The following is a 16,518-nucleotide window of genomic DNA, read 5'->3' on the forward strand; positions in this document are numbered from 1 at the left end:
GGGCGCTCGCGTCGCCGTCGAGGCGGGCGAGGGGCCCGGTGCGTGCCGGTTGATTAGTCCTTGACGGCGCCGGCGGTCACTCCGGCGGCCACGTACCGCTGGGCGACGATGAGCAGGATTGCCGCCGGAATCGACGCGACCACGGCGGTCGCCATGATGGCGTTCCACTGCGAGGTGTTGTTGCCGATGTACTTGTAGATCCCCAGTGTGATCGGCAGGAACTGTCCGCTCCGCGAGAGTGTCGATGCGAAGATGAAGTCGGACCAGGCCCAGAGGAACGCGAACAGAGAGACCGTGATCGCCGAGTTGCGGCTGACGGGCAGGATGATCGAGCGGAACGTGCGCCACGGCCCGGCCCCGTCGACGGTGGCCGCCTGGATCAGTTCGTTGGGGATTCCGGACATGAACGCGGTGAACAACAGCACCCCGAAGGGAACGGCGATCGTCGAGTCCGCGAGGATCAGGCCCCCCACGGTGTTGAGGAGCCCGCTGTTCAGGTAGATCGCGTAGAAGCCCATCGCCATGACGACCCCGGGGATCATCTGCGCGACCAGCAGGATGAAGGTGAGCGGGGCCGCGCCGCGCAGGCGAAGCTTGGCGAGGGCGTACCCGGCGGGCGCCGAGATGACGAGTGTGACCAGCACCGTGCCGAGCCCGATCAGGAGGCTCGTACCCAGATACGGCAGCTGCTGCGAGAGCACCGCCGTGTACCCGTCGAGTGTGGGTGCGAACGGGAAGAGGTTCGGCGGGGAGTCGCGCAGGTCGCTGGTCTTCGTGAAGGACACGTTGATCATCCAGTACACGGGGAAGAGCATCACGGCGGTGAGAACGAGTCCGATTCCGGTCTTCCACCAGGAGCGTCGATGAGACATTATTTCTCCGTCCTGTTCTGGATGCGCAGATAGATGAATCCGAAGATCAAGGCGATCAGGATCAGGACGTTGCCGACGGCGGCCGCCGGGCTGAAGTCGGGGTTGCCCGTTCCGAATGCCTCCCGGTACGACCAGGTCGCCAGTGTCGTCGACGAGTCGCCTGGACCGCCCGCGGTCATGATCCAGATGATGTCGACGACTTTCAGCGTGTAGATCAATCCGAGCAGGATCGTGATGAGGGACACGGGGCGGAGCAAGGGGAATGTGATCCGCCAGAATTTCTGCCAGGCGTTCGCGCCATCCAGGGAGGCCGCCTCATAGAGATCCTCAGGGATGTTCTGCAGGCCCGAGTACAGGACGACGAGGTTGAACGGAATGCCGAGCCAGATGTTGGCGATGATCACCGAGGCCAGCACCAGGTCGGGCGAGGTCAGCCAGTTCACGGGCGCCACCCCGATCACGGCGAGGGCCGAGTTGATGACACCGTTGTCCGAGTTCATCATGGACGACCAGGTCGATGCGGACACGATCAACGGGAGCAGCCAGGGAACCAGGAACAGTCCGCGGAGGACGCCGTTGAGCCGGAAGTTGTTGCGGAAGAAGACCGCGAGAATGAGGCCGATTCCGAACTGGAACGCGATTGAGACGATCGTGAACAGTGCGGTGTTGGCCAGCGCCTTGGGGAACGTCTTCGATCCGAAGACGGCCACATAGTTCTCGATGCCGACGAATGCGGCGTTGCCCTGAACGAACGCACGGGGTGTGTAGTCGTGGAGGCTCAGTTCGATGTTCCGATAGAGCGGAAAGGCATAGAAGATGACGAGGTAGGCGATGAGCGGTGCCACGAAGGCCAGGGCAACCCACTGGTTGGTGCCGAAGGACGTTCGCCTCGATCGTTGTTTCGGTGGGAGCGGAGCGGGGGTGCCGACCGCCCCGCCCGCGTCGGGGCGGTCGGCCCCGACGCGGACAGGCAGTGTGGTCATAGTGGGATGCCCTTCGTGTTGTGTGGGAAAAGGTTCGGGCTACTTGGTCGTGGCTGCTGCGGCCGCCGCCTGCGCTTCCTTCAGGGCTTCCGCTGGTGTCATCGCTCCACTCAGTGCGTTCTGAACGGCCGTGTAGACCTGCTCGGAGATCTTCGGGTAGTTCGCGCCGAGGTTGTCACTCGTGCGGCCCTTGGCCGCCTTGACGGCATCGACCCACACCGAGAGTTCCGGGTGCTCGACGAGGAGGGCCGACTGGCCGGCCGACGTCGCCGGGATGTAGTACGCGAACGTGTCTGCGGTCTTGACCTGGCCTGCGGTGGTGCTCATGCACTCGACGATCTTCTTGGACACGTCGTAACGTGCGGTGTCCTTTTGCGTCGGGATGACCATGAACTCGCCTCCGGTCGGGGCGGGTGCGGCTCCCCCGGCCTCCGCCGGGATGGTGATATAGCCGGTCTTGAAGGCTGCCTTCGACGCGCTGTTGACCTGCCACGTACCGTTCACGACAAAGCCGAAGTCACCGGTGAGGAACTCCTCCCAGGTGGTGTTCTGGGAGTTCGTGATCACCGAGTTCGGTGCGAGGCCCTGGTTGACCCAGTCGGTCCAGAGGGTCAGCGCTGAGACCGCCTGCGTCGAGTCGAGCTTGTTGAGGTTTGCTCCCGCTCCCCAGAAGAACGGCAGGAACTGGAACGTGCCCTCCTCGCTCGCGAAGCCCGCGAACGTGATGCCCTTGTGCCCGTTGGTCGAGACCTTCTGCAGGGCCGCGGTGAGGGTGGCCCAGTCTGTGACCGTTGCCGGGTCGACGCCGGCGGCATCGAGGATGTCCTTGTTGTAGTAGAGCGCAAGGGTGTTCGCCCCGACCGGGACGCCATAGGTCTTGCCGTCGAGCACGCCTGCCCCGAGAAGGTTGGGGTCGATGGCCGATGTGTCGAGCCCGATCGAATCCATGTCGTTGAGGGCGCCGGTATCGGCGAGCGTGGTCACTGCCGGGTTGTCGAGGAGCACGACGTCAGCGGCCGTGCCTTCCTGGGCGGCCAGCAGGGACTGGTTGGTCAGGGACTGCGAGTCGTACGCGGTGCGTTTGATGGTCACGCCGGCATCGACACCGCAGGCGTCGATGCGCTTGGCCCAGTCAGAGCTGGCGTCGTGCTGGGGATACGGATCCCACACGGTGTACTCGGTACTGCCAGCACTGCTGGAGGCGCCGCCGGCAGCCGAGCATCCGACCATGGCCAGTGCGAGGGTCGCGACCCCGGCGACTGCCATCGTGCTACGTACGAACTTCATTGTCATCACGTTTTTCCTTCTTTGGAATAGGGCAGGAATATCAGGGCAGAATTGTGAAACAAATAAAACTAGTTTCAACAGGGCGAGGCTAGCACTGAATTTCCCGGTACGTCAATCGGAATTCGTCTCTTTTGTCACTGAATTGCGGGGCACGCGGGGTACAGTCTTTTCTCGTAGGGTTTCACTCGACTCGGCCGCAGGATGGCCCGGTGTCGACATCGGTTTCATAGGCGAAAGGACACCATGGGCAAGACGAATGACGCAGTCACGCTCGCCGACGTGGCGCGTGCCGCCGGCGTGTCCATCGCGACGGCGTCCAAGGCTCTCAACGGCAAGACCGTCGTGCGCGAGGCAACCCGGCGCCATGTCGAGGAGGTGGCCCGCAGCCTCGCCTTCACTCCCAACCCGTTCGCCCGCGCACTCAATTCGTCGATCACGGGTACCATCGGCGTCCTGACCGCAGACCTCGCCAACCGGTTCGTCGTTCCGATCCTTCTCGGCGTCGAAGACGCCTTCGGTGCGGACTCGACGTCGGTCATCCTCACGGATGCCCGAAACGACTCCATCCGGGAGTCGCACCAGTTGCGCACCCTCATGGCGAAACGCGTCGACGGCATCGTCGTCCTGGGCGACAGCGACACGTCCCGCCCTTCGATCACGGACCAGGTGACAGTGCCGGTGGCCTATGCCTTCGCCGCCAGCCAGGACCCGGAGGACTCCTCATTCACGACGGACAATTCGCAGGGCACCGACCTCGCCATCGACCACCTCGTCTCCCGGGGCCGACGCAGAATAGTCGCGATCAGCGGCGATCCCACCTTCTCGGCGGCTGTTGAACGGCTCACCGGCGCCACCCAGGCGATGCAGCGACATGGCCTGCAGCTCGTCGGCGGGGAGAACCTGTATGGCGACTGGAGCGAGGACTGGGGCCGTCAGTGCGTGCACGCCCTCGTCGAGGCCGGGCTTCACTTCGACGCGATCTTCTGCGCAAGCGACCAGATCGCCCGGGGCGCCATCGAGCAATTGCGCGATGAGAACCTCCGCGTGCCGGAGGACGTTGCCGTCGTCGGCTACGACAACTGGGAACTGTTCAGCGTGCACTCACGCCCGCCGATCACCACGATAGACATGAATCTCCAGGAGCTGGGCCGGGCGGTGGCACGCGAACTCATCGACGCCATCAAGGGACAGCCGCATCCGGGAGTGCACCGCGTCCCGGTGCGCCTCATCCCGCGCGCATCGACGACGCGGCTGTGACCGGTCAGGGGCCGGCACGGGAGGACGGGCGTCACAGCACAGGTCACCCCGGACATCCCGGTGACGACCGACTCGCCCGGCGGTCGCGCTCTCTGCCGCGCCCCTGCGACTGCTGCTGATACTCTTCCGGCAGAGCACGTGCAGTCCGCACAGCACGCACGGTAGACAGGCGGTCATGTCCAACACTCCGGCGCTTGCGCGCAGACTCGGCACCGGTGACGCCGTGGTCATCGGCCTCGGCTCGATGATCGGCGCAGGCATCTTCGCCGCATTCGCACCCGCCGCGGCGGCGGCGGGTGGCGGTCTCCTGATGGGGCTCACCATCGCGGCCGTGGTCGCGTACTGCAACGCTTCGTCGTCTGCGCAGCTCGCCGCCCAGTACCCGACATCCGGTGGAACATACGTCTATGGCCGGGAGCGCCTCGGCGAGTGGCCGGGATTCCTCGCCGGGTGGAGTTTCGTGATCGGCAAGACCGCGAGCTGCGCGGCGATGGCGTTGACGTTCGCCGCGTACGCTGCGCCGGCCGGCTGGGAGAAACCCGTCGCCGTCGCCGCCGTCCTGGGCCTGGCCACGGTCAACTATTTCGGCGTCACGCGCACGGCCGGCCTGACCCGGATCATCGTGGCCCTGGTCCTGATCGTGCTCGCGGTCGTCGTGATCGGTGGCCTCGCCGGTGGCGTGACGCATCCGCTCGGCCTCGGCACGAACCTGTTCGCGGGCGGCTGGTACGGAATCCTGCAATCCGCGGGTTTGTTGTTCTTCGCTTTCGCCGGCTACGCCCGCATCGCCACGATGGGCGAGGAAGTCAGGGATCCGAAGCGCACCATCCCCCGGGCGATCATGACCGCACTGGCCATCGCGCTCGTCATCTACGCGATCATCGCGGTCACCCTGCTTCTCGTGATCGGACCGGACCGGCTGGCCACGTCCGTGGCACCCCTGGTCGACGTCGCCACGGCCGGCAGCTGGGCCTGGGCCACCCCGCTGGTGCGACTCGGTGCGGCCCTGGCCTCGCTCGGAGCGCTCCTCGCGCTCGTGGCCGGGGTCGGGCGCACGATCCTAGCGATGGCCCGTACCGGCGATCTGCCCGGCCGGCTCGCCGCGGTCCACCCGAAATACCACGTGCCGCACCGTGCCGAAATCGCCCTCGCAGCCGTCGTGAGCATTCTGGTCCTCACCGTCGATCTCCGCGGTGCGATTGGGTTCTCGTCGTTCGGCGTCCTGGTCTACTACCTCGTCGCCAATCTGTCGGCGTTCACCCAGCCCCGGGTGATGCGCCGGTATCCGAAGGCCATCCAGGTGCTCGGCGCCGGCGGATGCCTCGTCCTGGTCGCGACCCTGCCCCCGGTTTCCATCGTCGCCGGGGTGATCGTCCTCGTCGCTGGTGTCGGATACCGTCTTATCCGGCTCGGCAGACGCGACTAGTCGAGGTCGTCGACACCAATGGCGAGCGAGACCGCCGTCCAGGAAACGGGCGGAAGGGTGATGCTGACGACGTCCCTGGAGACGCGCACGCTGTCGTTGGCGCGCAGGCCGACGCGCTCCTGGTCGTCGAGCACATTCTTTGCGTACACTTCCGCGTCGGACAGGGTCTGGGCCTCGCGCACAGTGACATCCCCCAGCGCCGTCGTGTCGATTTCGACAGAAACCGCGCGAGTCTGGTCCCGGTTCACCAGGAACACGCTCGTCAGTCCGGTCTCCTCGTCGTGCGTGGCGACGGCATCGACGACGGCCACGTCGCCGTAGACCGCAGTCGAGTACGTCTCGCTCTCAAGCTTGACCTCGAGCGCAACGCCCTGCGCCAGTCGCGAGGTGAGCGCGAAGGGAAAGAATGTCGTCTGGCGCCAGGCCGGGCCATTGGGCTCCGTCATGATGGGCGCGATCACGTTGACCAGTTGGGCGAGTGACGCGCTCGTCACCCGGTCGGCGTGCCGAAGGAGGGAGATCAGCAGGTTCCCGAAGACGACGGCGTCGGCGACGGAATAGGAGTCTTCGAGCAGCCGCGGGGCAACGGGCCAGTTGTCGAGGCCCGTGATCTTGTCGACGTTCTCGAACCGGTCGATGTACCAGACGTTCCACTCGTCGAAGGAGATGTTGATCGTCTTCGTGCTGCCGAGCACGGCCTTCACGTGATCGGCGGTGGCGACGACGGAATCGATGAAGTGGTCCATGTCGACGGCCGAGGCAAGGAAGCTCCCCAGGTCGCCGTTCTTCTCCTCGTAGTACGCGTGACAGGAAATGAAGTCGACGTCCTCGTAGGTGTGGGTCAGCACGACCCGCTCCCACTCGCCGAAGGTGGGCATGTGCGCGCTCGAGGAGCCACAGGCGACGAGCTCGATGCTCGGATCGACCTGGCGCATGGCCTTGGCCGTCCGCGAGGCGATCTTGCCGTAGTCGTCTGCCGAGCGGTGTCCAAGCTGCCAGGGACCGTCCATCTCGTTGCCGAGGCACCACATCCTGACGCCGAAGGCGTCGGTCTTGCCGTTCGCGACCCGCCGGTCACTCAGCGTGGTGCCGGCCGCGATGTTGGAGTATTCGAGCAGGTCGAGCGCGTCCATCGTTCCCCGGGTTCCCAGGTTGACCGCCATCATCAGTTCGCTGCCGACCTTGTCGAGCCAGCCCGAGAACTCGTGGAGCCCCACTTCGTTGGTCTCCGTCGAATGCCAGGCGAGGTCGAGCCTGCGGGGACGCTCGGCGACGGGCCCGACGCTGTCCTCCCAGCGGAAGCCGGAAACGAAGTTGCCACCGGGATAGCGGATGGTCGAGACTCCGAGCTCCTTGACGAGCTCGATGACGTCCTGGCGAAACCCCTCCGCGTCGGACGTGGGGTGACTCGGTTCATAGATGCCGTCGTAGACGCACCGGCCGAGGTGCTCGACGAATGATCCGAACAGGCGTCGGTTGACCGCTCCGACGGCGAAGTGGGGGTCGATGGTGAGGCGTGCGGTGAGCATGGGCATCTTTCGTGAGGTAGAGGTGACTGGATTTCGGGCAAGCGCCGGCCGGCCCCGATGGTGCGATTCGGCTACTTGAGCGCTCCGAGCGACAGGCCGCCCTGCCAGTACTTCTGCAGGCTGAGGAAGGCAATGATGAGCGGAATGATGGAGATGAGCGATCCGACCACGATGAGGGTGTACAGGGATGCGCCGCCACCGTTGTTCGATGCCGCGAGGGCCTGCCAGCCGCCGAGGCCGACCGTGATCGGGTACAGATTCTGGTCGGACAGCACGGCCAGCGGCAGGAAGTAGTTGTTCCAGGTGCCGACCACCGAGAGCAGCAGCACGGTCACGATCGCGGGGCGCATCAGGGGAACGGCCACCCGGAAGAAGGTGCGGAATTCGCCTGAGCCGTCGACGCGGGCGGCGTCCAGAAGCTCGTCTGGAACGGCATCCGCTGCGTAGACGCGCATCAGGTAGACGCCGAACGGGCTGAGCAGTGACGGCAGGATGACCGCCCAGATGGTGTTCGTCAGGTGCATCTGACTCATCAGCATGAAGGTCGGGATGACCAGGGCTGTCAGGGGGACCATCACGGAGCCGAGCAGGATAGCGAAGGAGAAGTCGCGGCCCTTGAACCGGAACTTCGCGAAGCCGTAACCGGCCAGAACGGCGAGGACGGTCGCGCCGACTCCCCCGACAACCGCGTAGAGGGCCGAATTGCCGAGCCAGCGCAGGTACAGGCCGCCCTTGTAGGTGAAGAGCTCCTGGATGTTCTGCACGAGATTGAAGTTCTTGTCGAACCAGAGCGCGCCGCCCGCACCGGAGAACAGTCCCTGGGCGTCCTTGGTGCTCGCCACGAACAGCCACCACAGCGGCATCAGGAAGTAGAGCACGAGGGCGACCAGGAAGATGTGAGCGGTGATGTTGCGCTTCGGCCGGCCGGTGCGGGGGCGGGCTCTCGTAATGGTTGCGGCGGTCATGAGCTGAACCCTCCTCTGCGCTTGCGGGTACTGAATAGGAAGATGTAGACCGCGATGAACACCACGATCCCGAGGGAGAACGAGATCGTCGACGCGTAGTTGAACTGCGAGAACTGGAATGCCAGGTTGTACGCGTAAATGTTGGGGGTGAAGCTGGCCGTGATGGCGCCGTTGGCGATGGGTTTCAGCACCTGCGGCTCGGTGAAGAACTGCAGGGTGCCGATCAGCGCGAAGACGAGGATCAGGACGAGGGCCGAGGTGATCATCGGGACCTTCACCCGCAGGGCGATCTGTCGCGGGTTCGCGCCGTCGATGCGAGCGGCCTCGTAGATGCTGGGGTCGATTCCCCGGAGTGCCGCGTAGATGATGATCATGTAGTAGCCGGCCCACTGCCAGACCACGACGTTCATCAGGCCGCCGAAGATGTTGTCCGAGTTGAGGATTTCGGGCGCCTGCTGGTTGATCAACGAGAACAGGTTGTTCAGCGGCCCGAAGGACGGGCTGTAGAGGAAGCCCCACATGATCGAGCCGATCACGGCGGGGATGGCGTACGGCACGAAGATCATCAGCCGGGAGAAGTTCGCCAGTCGCGTGGTGAGGGAATCCAGTACCAGCGCTGCGGCGAGGGAAACGGCCATCTGCACGGGGATGAGCACCACGGCGAATCGCAGCACGAACCAGACGCCGCTGAGGAACTCGGGGTCGGTGAAGGCCTTCACGTAGTTGCCGACGCCGCTGAAGATGGTCCCGGTGGCGAGCCCCTTCGAGAAGAGGCTGAGGTAGAAGGCGTACGCCAGAGGGCTGACGAGGAAGACGACGAAGACAATCCCGAAGGGGGCGATGAAGAGCCAGCCGATCCAGCCGCGGCTGACGGATCGCCGTCGCGACTGTGGCTTCTTCGACGTCGACGCTGCCTGGGGCGTCGTCGCGGCGGCTCCTGGGGAGGACAGCGTCGTTGCTGGGTTGGTCATTTCGTCCTTCTTAGAAGAAAGGGTGTGTCCTGACCGGATGATCCGGTGCCAGAGGACGGAGGAGGAAGACCCGGGGCGGCCGCGATGCGCAGCCGCCCCGGATCCGGGGCAGATCGCCGGTTCGGCAATCTGCCCGGTCACGTTACTGGACGGTGAAGCCCTGTGCCTTCGCATAGGTGGACATCGTCGATTGGAGGTCGTCGAGGGCCTTCTCGCCGGTCGAGGTCTGCTTGATGATGGTGACCATCGCCTTCGTCAGCTCCGAGTAGTAGTACGTCGTGAAGGGGCTGTAGGTGTAGCCCTTGTACGCGTTCTCTGCCGGGATGTAGACCTCGCCGTTGGCCTTCTGGCCGTTGAAGAAAGCCACCGGGGTGGAGGCGAACCACTCGGCGTCCAGCACCGACTTGCTGAGCGGGAAGATGGTCTGCGTGTCGACGCCATCCTTCAGTTCGGCGTCTGAGGCGTACAGTTCCTTGGCGACCGTGGTGGCGAGGGCCGGATCCTTGGCCTGGGTCGTCACCGCGAGCGTTGATCCGCCCCAGTTGACCGAAACGGGCTTACTGGTGTCCCACTGCGGAAGCGGCGCAACGGCCCATTCCGCGCCCGGCCCGGTCGCCGCGCCGCCGTTGCCCGAGAGGTATCCGGGGGCCCAGGCTGCGGAGATGTACGTGGCGTACTTGCCGCTCGCCATCCCGCCGACATAATCGGTGTTGAACTGGTCCTTGGTGTCGACGAGGCCCTGGGAGATGAGTCCCTGCCAGTAGGTGGCGACCTCCTTGCTGCCCGCGTCATTCAGCGCGATGCCGATGCTCTGTGGGCTGCTGTTGTCGTACTTCCAGGCGGTCTGGCCGTTCTGGGTCATCAGCGCGGTGAACCAGGCAGGAACGTTGCTTCCGAAGTCGCCCATGAACGGCCCGCCGGCCGCCTTGAGCTTCACGGCCGCGGCCTCGTATTCGGCCCACGTCGTCGGGATCGTGATGCCGTACTTGGTGAAGATGTCCTTGCGGTAGATCATGGCCATCGGTCCGCCGTCGACCGGGATCGCGTAGACGGAACTTCCGCTCGAGACATCCTTCCAGGCACCGCTGCTGAAGTTCGCCTTGACGTCGTCCGAACCGTACTTGGTCAGGTCGACAAGCGCCTTCTGCAGCTCGAATCCGGGCAGTACCTCGTCTTCGAGCATGATGACGTCGGGAGCGCCGGTGCCCGCGGCGATGGCCGTCGAGAACTTGGCGTACTCGTCACCGCCCTGTCCCGCGTTGGACCAGCAGACCTGCACATCCTTGTGGGCCTTGTTGAAGAGGTCGACGACCGTGTTGATGTTCGGATACCAGGCCCAGACCGAGACCTTGGGGGCGTCCGGATAGACGATGGTGTTGCTGCAGGACGTGGCATCCGCCGCGGCCGTGGAACCAGCACCGCTCGTGCTTCCGTCGGCCGAACAAGCGGTGAGTCCGAGCAGGAGAGCACCGGTGCTCACTGCTGCGACGAGGGTTTTTTTGTTCACTGTGTTTGTTTCCCTTCAATGGAGATCCCGACGAAGCTGTCGAGAGTCATAGGTGTGAAGCGTCCGGGCGCGGTGGTGAATCCGCGTCGGATCGATGGACGGATCACGAGGCGTCGGAGCGACGAATGCGGGAGCAGTCAAGGGTGCCGTATACGGCGATGTCTGCGCAGATCATTGACAACGAATCCTCCTTGATTCGGCGTGCCTTCACCTCGTCATGTACGAATGAGTGCGGCGAAACAACAGGTACAACGTTGTAATTTCCAACGTTGTAATTGATCATGGTGACCCGCGCGGTCGTTGTCAAGAGAATTGTTCAAATTGCGGGACCGGTCCCCGCCTCATCAGGACACCGGGTCCTGAACTGCCCTCAGATCAGGCCGTGGCGGCGGAAGGCGTTCCAGACCCCGTCGTCGAGCACGGAGGTGGTGACCTCGTCGGCATGGGACTTGACCTCCGCGGTGGCGTTGCCCATTGCGATGCCGACCCCGCACACCTGCAGCATTTCAATGTCGTTGTTGCTGTCGCCGATACCGATGGCGGATGCCGCGTCGAGGCCGAGCAGGTCGAGCAACTGCAGGATCGTGGTGCCCTTGTTCACCCCGCCGAGGGTCACCTCACCACTGCCGCGACCCATGTGCGGAATGGTGCCGGTGATGACGTGGAAGTCCCCGCCGAGCGCGTTCGTGACGCGCTCGAAGGCGCGGAGGTCTCCCGCGAGGAAGACCGACTTGGCGATGCCGGTGAAGGTGAAGGGGCGCACGTCGGCGAAGGCCTTAAGGACCGGATGCTCATCGGCGCCGGTGACGGAGCCCAGGTCCGGCCGGGGATCGCCCTGTCGTTCCTTGTCGTCCTCGAGATAGGTCGCAAAACGCGCGCGCACGCCGGGGCTCGGGTAGAGCTTGTCGTAGGACTGCAGGTAGAAGTCGTATCCCGCGTCCTCGTAGAACGCCACCATTCTCGCTACCGCGTCTTCGGGCATCGTGCGGGAGATCACGACATCGTCGCCGACTTCGGCGAATCCGCCGCCGGCGCTGACCGCACCGTCGAAGCCGATCTCCCGGATCGCCGGGTAGATCTCCACCGAGGCCCGCCCGGTACTGAGATACACCAGGTGCCCGTTCTGCCGGGCGAGCCGCACGGCCTCGATCGACGAGGGTGCGATCACCTCCCCGGAGTCGATGAGGGTGCCGTCGACGTCGACGAAGGCGATGCGGGGGGAAATCATGATCTGCTCCAAACGAGGCCGCCTCCGGGACAGTGCATCCGGGAGGCGGCCGACGGGACGAACCCGGTTGGTTCTACGCTATCGGGTGAGGCTCGCTCCATTCGAACGGATGACCTCGGCGTACCAGTCGAAGGACTTCTTCTTGTAGCGGTCCAGGGTTCCGGTGCCGTCGTCGTTGCGGTCGACGTAGACGAAGCCGTATCGCTTGCTCATCTGTGCCGTGCTGGCGCTGACGAGGTCGATGCAGCCCCAGGACGTGTACCCCATCACGTCGACGCCGTCGGCGACGGCCTCGCCGACCTGCACGAGATGATCGTTGAAGTACTCGATGCGGTAGTCGTCGATGACGGTCTTCCGGCCAACCACCGTGACGAGCTCATCCTTGGCTCCGAGGCCGTTCTCGACGATGAAGAGCGGCTTCTGCCAGCGATCCCAGAACTGGTTGAGCACGATGCGCAGGCCGACCGGGTCGATCTGCCAGCCCCACTCGGAGGCCTTCAGCGTCGGGTTCGCGACCCCGGGGAAGATGTTCCCTTCGCCCATGACCCGCTTCGAGTTGTCTGCGGTCTCGGCCACGCTCACGTAGTAACTGAAGGAGACGAAGTCGACGGTGTTCTCCTTGAGCAGCGCCCGGTCCTCGTCGGTGATCACCAGTTCGACGCCCTGGTCGCGCAGGCTGCGCAGGTAGTACCCCGGGTATTCTCCGCGCACATGGATGTCGCCGAAGGCGAGGTTGGTGCGTTCGGTGGTGAGCGAGGCCATCACGTCGTCGGGATCCGGAGACAACGGATAGACCGGCATCGCGAGGATCATGCAGCCGACCAGGGCGGACGGGGCGAGCTCGCGGGCAGCCTTGGTGGCGAGCGCGCTCGCCACCAGCTCGTTGTGCACGGCCTGATACAGGTCTGTCCGAGTGAGCTGGTCCTTCGGGGTGTTGATGCCGCCGGACAACAGCGGCGCGTGCAGCACGGAGTTGATCTCGTTGAAGGTGAGCCAGTACTTCACCCGGGCGCCGTAGCGGGCGAAGAGCACCCGGGCGTAGCGTTCGTAGAATCCGATCAGGTCACGGTTGACCCAGCCGTCGTAGGTCTCGGTCAGGTGCAGCGGGGTCTCATAGTGCGAGATGGTCACCAAGGGTTCGATGCCGTGCTTCTCGCACTCGTCGATGACGCGGTCGTAGAAGGCGAGGCCTTCCTCGTTGGGTTCCGTCTCGTCGCCGAGGGGGAAGATCCTGCTCCAGGCCATAGAGAAACGGAAGGTGCGGAAGCCCATTTCGGCGAACAGGGCGATGTCCTCGGCGTAGCGGTGGTAGAAGTCGATGGCCACCTGCTTGAGGTTGTCGTCCGTGGGGCCCGCGGTGCGCGGAGTCGTGATTCCCTGCGGCATGACGTCCTGAATGGACAAGCCTTTGCCGCCCTCGTTGTATGCGCCCTCGATCTGGTTCGCGGCGGTCGCGCCGCCCCAGAGAAAGTCCTGCGGGAACGTGACGGGTGTTGAATCGGTCATTCGTGTACTCCTTTTATCGCTGACTACGTTTTACGCAGGTGACCGGTAGAGGAGGAGATCGCCGGCCTTGACCTGCTGACCCTTCTCCACCTTCAGGGAGAAGAACGTGCCGCCGAGCTTGACCGTGTCGATGCCGACGTGGATCAACGCGTCCGCTCCATCCGCGTGCTGCAGTCCACCGGTCTCATTCGCCTTCCCCCGTGACAACGCGTCTTCCATGCTCAGGAAGCGATTGTTCGCGGCTTTTGGGCAAAAAAAGACCTGAACTCATTCACCGCCATACTGGCGATGCGAGTTCAGGTTTTGCCCGCTGAGCGGTAACAATCCGAAAATGCTTCCACAGGGCTTCCTCGCCCTGCTTTTTCAACGTAGCACACGATCAGGTTGCGGCACCATCCACCATCTGGTTCGCCAATCGCTCGACGTGCACGATCACGTAGAGGAGCTCTTCGTCGGTGAGGTCGGAGCCCGTTGCGGCACTGACATACGACTTGACGTCCGCGGCGATGGCATAGGAGCGCGGATAGCTGTGCTTGGCGAATTCGAAGAAGGACGTATCCGAGCCGCGCAACATCGACTTCGCCACGAGCCGCTGCAGGAGGAACTGGATGTGCAGGATGAACCGCGCGTAGTCGGGGCTCGCCACGTCGAGCTTCACACCGAGCCCGGCCTCGACCGTCGTCACCACGTGCTGCACGCGACGGAAGAGCAGTGCCGCGGTCCCATTGGGCTCGTCCCTGGTCGCGTTGAGGAGATGCATGGTGAGGAAAACCGCTTCCTCGTCGGGGAGGGCGGTGTTCAGGCTCGCGCTGACCGACCGGGCCATTGCCGTCGCGGCGTCGAACTCCTGCGGATGGAGGACGCGCAGTTCGGGCATGGACGTCGTCGGGATGCGGATGCCTTTCTGCATCCGTTCGAGCACGAACTGGATGTGGTCGATGATGGCAAGCGGCATTCGGCGCCCGAGGCTTCGGCCCAGGGTCCGTTCGGCCTCGTCGATGGCCGTCGTGACCGCTTCGATCACCGGGTACGGTACGGAGGCAAGAAGCTGGCGGGCGTGGTCGGCGTCGCTGCCCTGATCGAGGACGAAGGTCTTCTCGACCTTGGCCGGATCGATCGTGTCGGTCGGAAGCAGCTGGAATCCCAGTCCGCGGCCCATCAGCACACGTTCCTGACCGGACTTGTCGATCGAGATGACGACGTTGTTGTTGAGCACCTTGTGCACCACCTTGTCCGGTGTGCGTGCTGCCCCGTCTTGCCTCGCCATAACGCTAGTTTAGGGCGCTGGTCTTCCGCGGTCGCCGTGTTCGACCGGCGCGTGCGCTACGCAGCGGTGCGGGCTGACAGTACACAGAATTCATTGCCTTCCGGGTCCGCCAGGACCACCCAGGATACGTCTCGCTGACCCACATCGGCTCGCGTCGCCCCAAGGCTGACCAGACGCCCGACCTCGGCGGCCTGGTCGTCCGGGACGAAGTCCAGATGGAGACGGTTCTTCACGGTCTTCCCCTCGGGCACTGCGCCGAAAAGCAAGGTCGGGTGCGCACCCTCGGCGGCGGCGAGTTCGAGTTCGTCGTCGCTCTCGCCGACCACGATCCAACCGAGGGCTTCCTGCCACCATCGCCCGAGCGCTTTCGGGTCGCGACAATCGACGACGACTTCTTCCCAGAACAACGACATGCCGGACACACTACGCCCGAGCTTCACCCCAGGTCCAGGCGCGGAACACTCCGGTTGCCGCCCGAGCGGTTCGGCGATCGGTTCAGGCGGCCAGGTGAAACGTGCTCGCGAAGCGGCCGAGGAGGGCTCGCCGACCGCGCAGCACCTCGACGACCCCGGTCTCGATCGCGCGCTCCGGAGCAAGCTCACCGGAAATGAGCAGGCGGATGGCGGGACCAGCGGCGAAGGCGAGGTCGACGGGCCCGTCCCCGCGCGTCACGTCGAGGGTGGAGCCGTCCACCCGGATCAGCAGCTCGGCACGACCGAACCGCGCAGAGTACGCGGTCGCCGGGAACTGCCCCGCAACCAGCGGCCGAAAGGCGGTCCGAAGGTCCATCGTCATCGCGTCGGGGGTGATCACCTGCTCCTCCCGCGGATCGCCCAAGGACTTGAAGCCCCACGCCCCGAGTGCGAGCACGACGGGTTCGAGCTCGCGGCCGTACGGCGTCAGCTCGTAGACGATGACGCGCGAGTGCGGCACTCGTCGGATGATGCCCGCCACCTGCAGCTCCTTGAGCCGTGCGGCCAGGATATTGCTCGGGATACGAGCGAGTCCCCCGGCGAGTTCGCCGTAGCGGCGCGGCCCGACGAGCAGGTCGCGCACGATGAGCAGGGCCCAGCGCTCCCCCACAAGCTCCAGGCCTCGCGTGACGCCACCGTATTGACCATAGTCACGTGCGGCCATCGACCTCAGTCCTGCTGATTCGCGAAGGCTTCGGGGCCTTGAGCGGCCGCTACCGGGTCCATCCACCCAAATTCGAGGAAGTTGCCGTCGGGGTCGTTCAGCTGGCGCTGGTACATGAAGCCATAGTCCGAGGCTGGTTTGGGCTCGGACCCTCCAGCGGCGACGCCGTCGGTGACGGCCTTGTCGACCGCCTCGCGACTGTCCAGGAAGAGTGCGGTCGACACCGAGGGATTCACGGCCGGGTCGCCGATCGGCAGGTCGGTGAAGGTCTGGAAGTACTCGCGGACCAGGATCATGAAGTAGCTGTGGTCTTCCTCGACCACGACGCAAGCCGCGTTGTGGTCCGAGAAGGCCGGGTTGATGGTGAATCCGAGCGCCGTGTAGAACGCCTTCGCGCGCTCCAGGTCGGTCACCGGCAGGTTGACGAACATCGTTGTCATCGTGTCTCCTTCTAGTGGTTTCCATGTGGACTGCCGCCATACTTGCAAAAAACAAGTGTGCTGTCAAGGCCTCTACCGAGCCCTTCCGGGCGCGACCGCCCAGCCCGTCCATCGAGAAACCCGGAGAGGGGTCGCAGCCACTG

Annotated in this window: 16 protein-coding genes; 2 read left to right on the forward strand and 14 right to left on the reverse strand. The window is 64.6% G+C overall.

All coding sequences use genetic code 11. The annotated features are described in order from the left end of the window. Nucleotides 1-53: 53 nt before the first annotated feature. From MQH31_RS16300 to MQH31_RS16310, 3 genes are read right to left on the reverse strand one after another with little or no spacing between them, the layout of a single operon-like run. Entirely contained in the window at nucleotides 54-872 is an 819-nt protein-coding gene (locus tag MQH31_RS16300) for a carbohydrate ABC transporter permease (RefSeq protein ID WP_134535797.1), read from the reverse strand. Further along, nucleotides 872-1,855: a carbohydrate ABC transporter permease gene (locus MQH31_RS16305; protein WP_243012901.1), complete on the reverse strand. Its 984-nt coding sequence runs from the start codon at nucleotides 1,853-1,855 to the stop codon at nucleotides 872-874. Before MQH31_RS16305 ends, MQH31_RS16300 begins: the two co-directional genes overlap by 1 nt. Before the next feature lie 39 nt (nucleotides 1,856-1,894). Beyond that, nucleotides 1,895-3,142: a sugar ABC transporter substrate-binding protein gene (locus MQH31_RS16310; RefSeq protein ID WP_243012902.1), complete on the reverse strand. Its 1,248-nt coding sequence runs from the start codon at nucleotides 3,140-3,142 to the stop codon at nucleotides 1,895-1,897. Between the two features lie 243 nt (nucleotides 3,143-3,385). Here MQH31_RS16310 and MQH31_RS16315 point away from each other — a divergent pair, with 243 nt between their 5' ends. Continuing rightward, on the forward strand, nucleotides 3,386-4,399 hold the full coding sequence (locus MQH31_RS16315; protein WP_134535800.1) for a LacI family DNA-binding transcriptional regulator: 1,014 nt from the start codon (nucleotides 3,386-3,388) through the stop codon (nucleotides 4,397-4,399). A 175-nt stretch (nucleotides 4,400-4,574) separates the two neighbouring features. Then, nucleotides 4,575-5,825, forward strand: a complete 1,251-nt coding sequence (locus MQH31_RS16320) for an APC family permease (RefSeq protein ID WP_243012903.1) — start codon at nucleotides 4,575-4,577, stop codon at nucleotides 5,823-5,825. On the opposite strand, the gene arfA is transcribed toward MQH31_RS16320, so the two are convergent. The 11 genes from arfA to MQH31_RS16375 form a co-directional block, all read right to left on the reverse strand. Then, complete coding sequence (gene arfA / locus MQH31_RS16325) at nucleotides 5,822-7,354, reverse strand: arabinosylfuranosidase ArfA (RefSeq protein ID WP_243012904.1); 1,533 nt, start codon at nucleotides 7,352-7,354, stop codon at nucleotides 5,822-5,824. The genes MQH31_RS16320 and arfA overlap by 4 nt on opposite strands. Before the next feature lie 71 nt (nucleotides 7,355-7,425). Further along, nucleotides 7,426-8,319, reverse strand: coding sequence for a carbohydrate ABC transporter permease (locus tag MQH31_RS16330; RefSeq protein ID WP_134535803.1), 894 nt, complete (start codon nucleotides 8,317-8,319; stop codon nucleotides 7,426-7,428). Continuing rightward, nucleotides 8,316-9,290: a carbohydrate ABC transporter permease gene (locus MQH31_RS16335; RefSeq protein WP_134535804.1), complete on the reverse strand. Its 975-nt coding sequence runs from the start codon at nucleotides 9,288-9,290 to the stop codon at nucleotides 8,316-8,318. The genes MQH31_RS16330 and MQH31_RS16335 overlap by 4 nt, the downstream gene beginning before the upstream one ends. A 142-nt stretch (nucleotides 9,291-9,432) precedes the next feature. Beyond that, nucleotides 9,433-10,797: an ABC transporter substrate-binding protein gene (locus MQH31_RS16340; protein WP_134535805.1), complete on the reverse strand. Its 1,365-nt coding sequence runs from the start codon at nucleotides 10,795-10,797 to the stop codon at nucleotides 9,433-9,435. Between the two features lie 370 nt (nucleotides 10,798-11,167). After that, nucleotides 11,168-12,025, reverse strand: a complete 858-nt coding sequence (locus MQH31_RS16345; protein WP_243012905.1) for a Cof-type HAD-IIB family hydrolase — start codon at nucleotides 12,023-12,025, stop codon at nucleotides 11,168-11,170. Nucleotides 12,026-12,103: 78 nt separating this feature from the next. Next, on the reverse strand, nucleotides 12,104-13,531 hold the full coding sequence (locus MQH31_RS16350) for a glycoside hydrolase family 1 protein (RefSeq protein WP_243012906.1): 1,428 nt from the start codon (nucleotides 13,529-13,531) through the stop codon (nucleotides 12,104-12,106). A gap of 30 nt (nucleotides 13,532-13,561) precedes the next feature. Continuing rightward, nucleotides 13,562-13,750: a PTS glucose transporter subunit IIA gene (locus MQH31_RS16355; RefSeq protein ID WP_243012907.1), complete on the reverse strand. Its 189-nt coding sequence runs from the start codon at nucleotides 13,748-13,750 to the stop codon at nucleotides 13,562-13,564. 160 nt (nucleotides 13,751-13,910) lie between these two features. Further along, the gene (locus tag MQH31_RS16360; protein ID WP_243012908.1) at nucleotides 13,911-14,798 is read right to left on the reverse strand and encodes a PRD domain-containing protein; all 888 of its coding nucleotides are present in this window, start codon (nucleotides 14,796-14,798) and stop codon (nucleotides 13,911-13,913) included. 56 nt (nucleotides 14,799-14,854) lie between these two features. After that, a complete protein-coding gene (locus tag MQH31_RS16365) occupies nucleotides 14,855-15,211 on the reverse strand; it encodes a VOC family protein (protein WP_243013020.1) in 357 nt (118 codons plus the stop codon). An 82-nt stretch (nucleotides 15,212-15,293) separates the two neighbouring features. Next, nucleotides 15,294-15,935 carry a winged helix-turn-helix transcriptional regulator gene (locus tag MQH31_RS16370; RefSeq protein ID WP_243012909.1) on the reverse strand — a complete coding sequence of 214 codons (642 nt, stop codon included), beginning with the start codon at nucleotides 15,933-15,935 and terminating at the stop codon, nucleotides 15,294-15,296. A gap of 5 nt (nucleotides 15,936-15,940) precedes the next feature. Further along, nucleotides 15,941-16,375: a VOC family protein gene (locus MQH31_RS16375; RefSeq protein ID WP_134535812.1), complete on the reverse strand. Its 435-nt coding sequence runs from the start codon at nucleotides 16,373-16,375 to the stop codon at nucleotides 15,941-15,943. Nucleotides 16,376-16,518: the final 143 nt, after the last annotated feature.

The sequence above is a fragment of the Cryobacterium zhongshanensis genome (genome assembly GCF_022760445.1).
Classification (GTDB): Bacteria; Actinomycetota; Actinomycetes; order Actinomycetales; family Microbacteriaceae; genus Cryobacterium; species Cryobacterium algoricola.

What these genes read in the sequence shown, in the direction of transcription:
- MQH31_RS16300 (WP_134535797.1), bottom strand. Translation starts at nt 872, where the DNA reads ATGTCTCATCGACGCTCCTGGTGGAAGACCGGAATCGGACTCGTTCTC.
- MQH31_RS16345 (WP_243012905.1), bottom strand. Translation starts at nt 12,025, where the DNA reads ATGATTTCCCCCCGCATCGCCTTCGTCGACGTCGACGGCACCCTCATC.
- MQH31_RS16315 (WP_134535800.1), top strand. Translation starts at nt 3,386, where the DNA reads ATGGGCAAGACGAATGACGCAGTCACGCTCGCCGACGTGGCGCGTGCC.
- MQH31_RS16310 (WP_243012902.1), bottom strand. Translation starts at nt 3,142, where the DNA reads ATGAAGTTCGTACGTAGCACGATGGCAGTCGCCGGGGTCGCGACCCTC.
- MQH31_RS16350 (WP_243012906.1), bottom strand. Translation starts at nt 13,531, where the DNA reads ATGACCGATTCAACACCCGTCACGTTCCCGCAGGACTTTCTCTGGGGC.
- MQH31_RS16360 (WP_243012908.1), bottom strand. Translation starts at nt 14,798, where the DNA reads ATGGCGAGGCAAGACGGGGCAGCACGCACACCGGACAAGGTGGTGCAC.
- MQH31_RS16365 (WP_243013020.1), bottom strand. Translation starts at nt 15,211, where the DNA reads ATGTCGTTGTTCTGGGAAGAAGTCGTCGTCGATTGTCGCGACCCGAAA.
- MQH31_RS16375 (WP_134535812.1), bottom strand. Translation starts at nt 16,375, where the DNA reads ATGACAACGATGTTCGTCAACCTGCCGGTGACCGACCTGGAGCGCGCG.
- MQH31_RS16320 (WP_243012903.1), top strand. Translation starts at nt 4,575, where the DNA reads ATGTCCAACACTCCGGCGCTTGCGCGCAGACTCGGCACCGGTGACGCC.
- MQH31_RS16335 (WP_134535804.1), bottom strand. Translation starts at nt 9,290, where the DNA reads ATGACCAACCCAGCAACGACGCTGTCCTCCCCAGGAGCCGCCGCGACG.
- arfA (WP_243012904.1), bottom strand. Translation starts at nt 7,354, where the DNA reads ATGCTCACCGCACGCCTCACCATCGACCCCCACTTCGCCGTCGGAGCG.
- MQH31_RS16370 (WP_243012909.1), bottom strand. Translation starts at nt 15,935, where the DNA reads ATGGCCGCACGTGACTATGGTCAATACGGTGGCGTCACGCGAGGCCTG.
- MQH31_RS16355 (WP_243012907.1), bottom strand. Translation starts at nt 13,750, where the DNA reads ATGGAAGACGCGTTGTCACGGGGGAAGGCGAATGAGACCGGTGGACTG.
- MQH31_RS16305 (WP_243012901.1), bottom strand. Translation starts at nt 1,855, where the DNA reads ATGACCACACTGCCTGTCCGCGTCGGGGCCGACCGCCCCGACGCGGGC.
- MQH31_RS16330 (WP_134535803.1), bottom strand. Translation starts at nt 8,319, where the DNA reads ATGACCGCCGCAACCATTACGAGAGCCCGCCCCCGCACCGGCCGGCCG.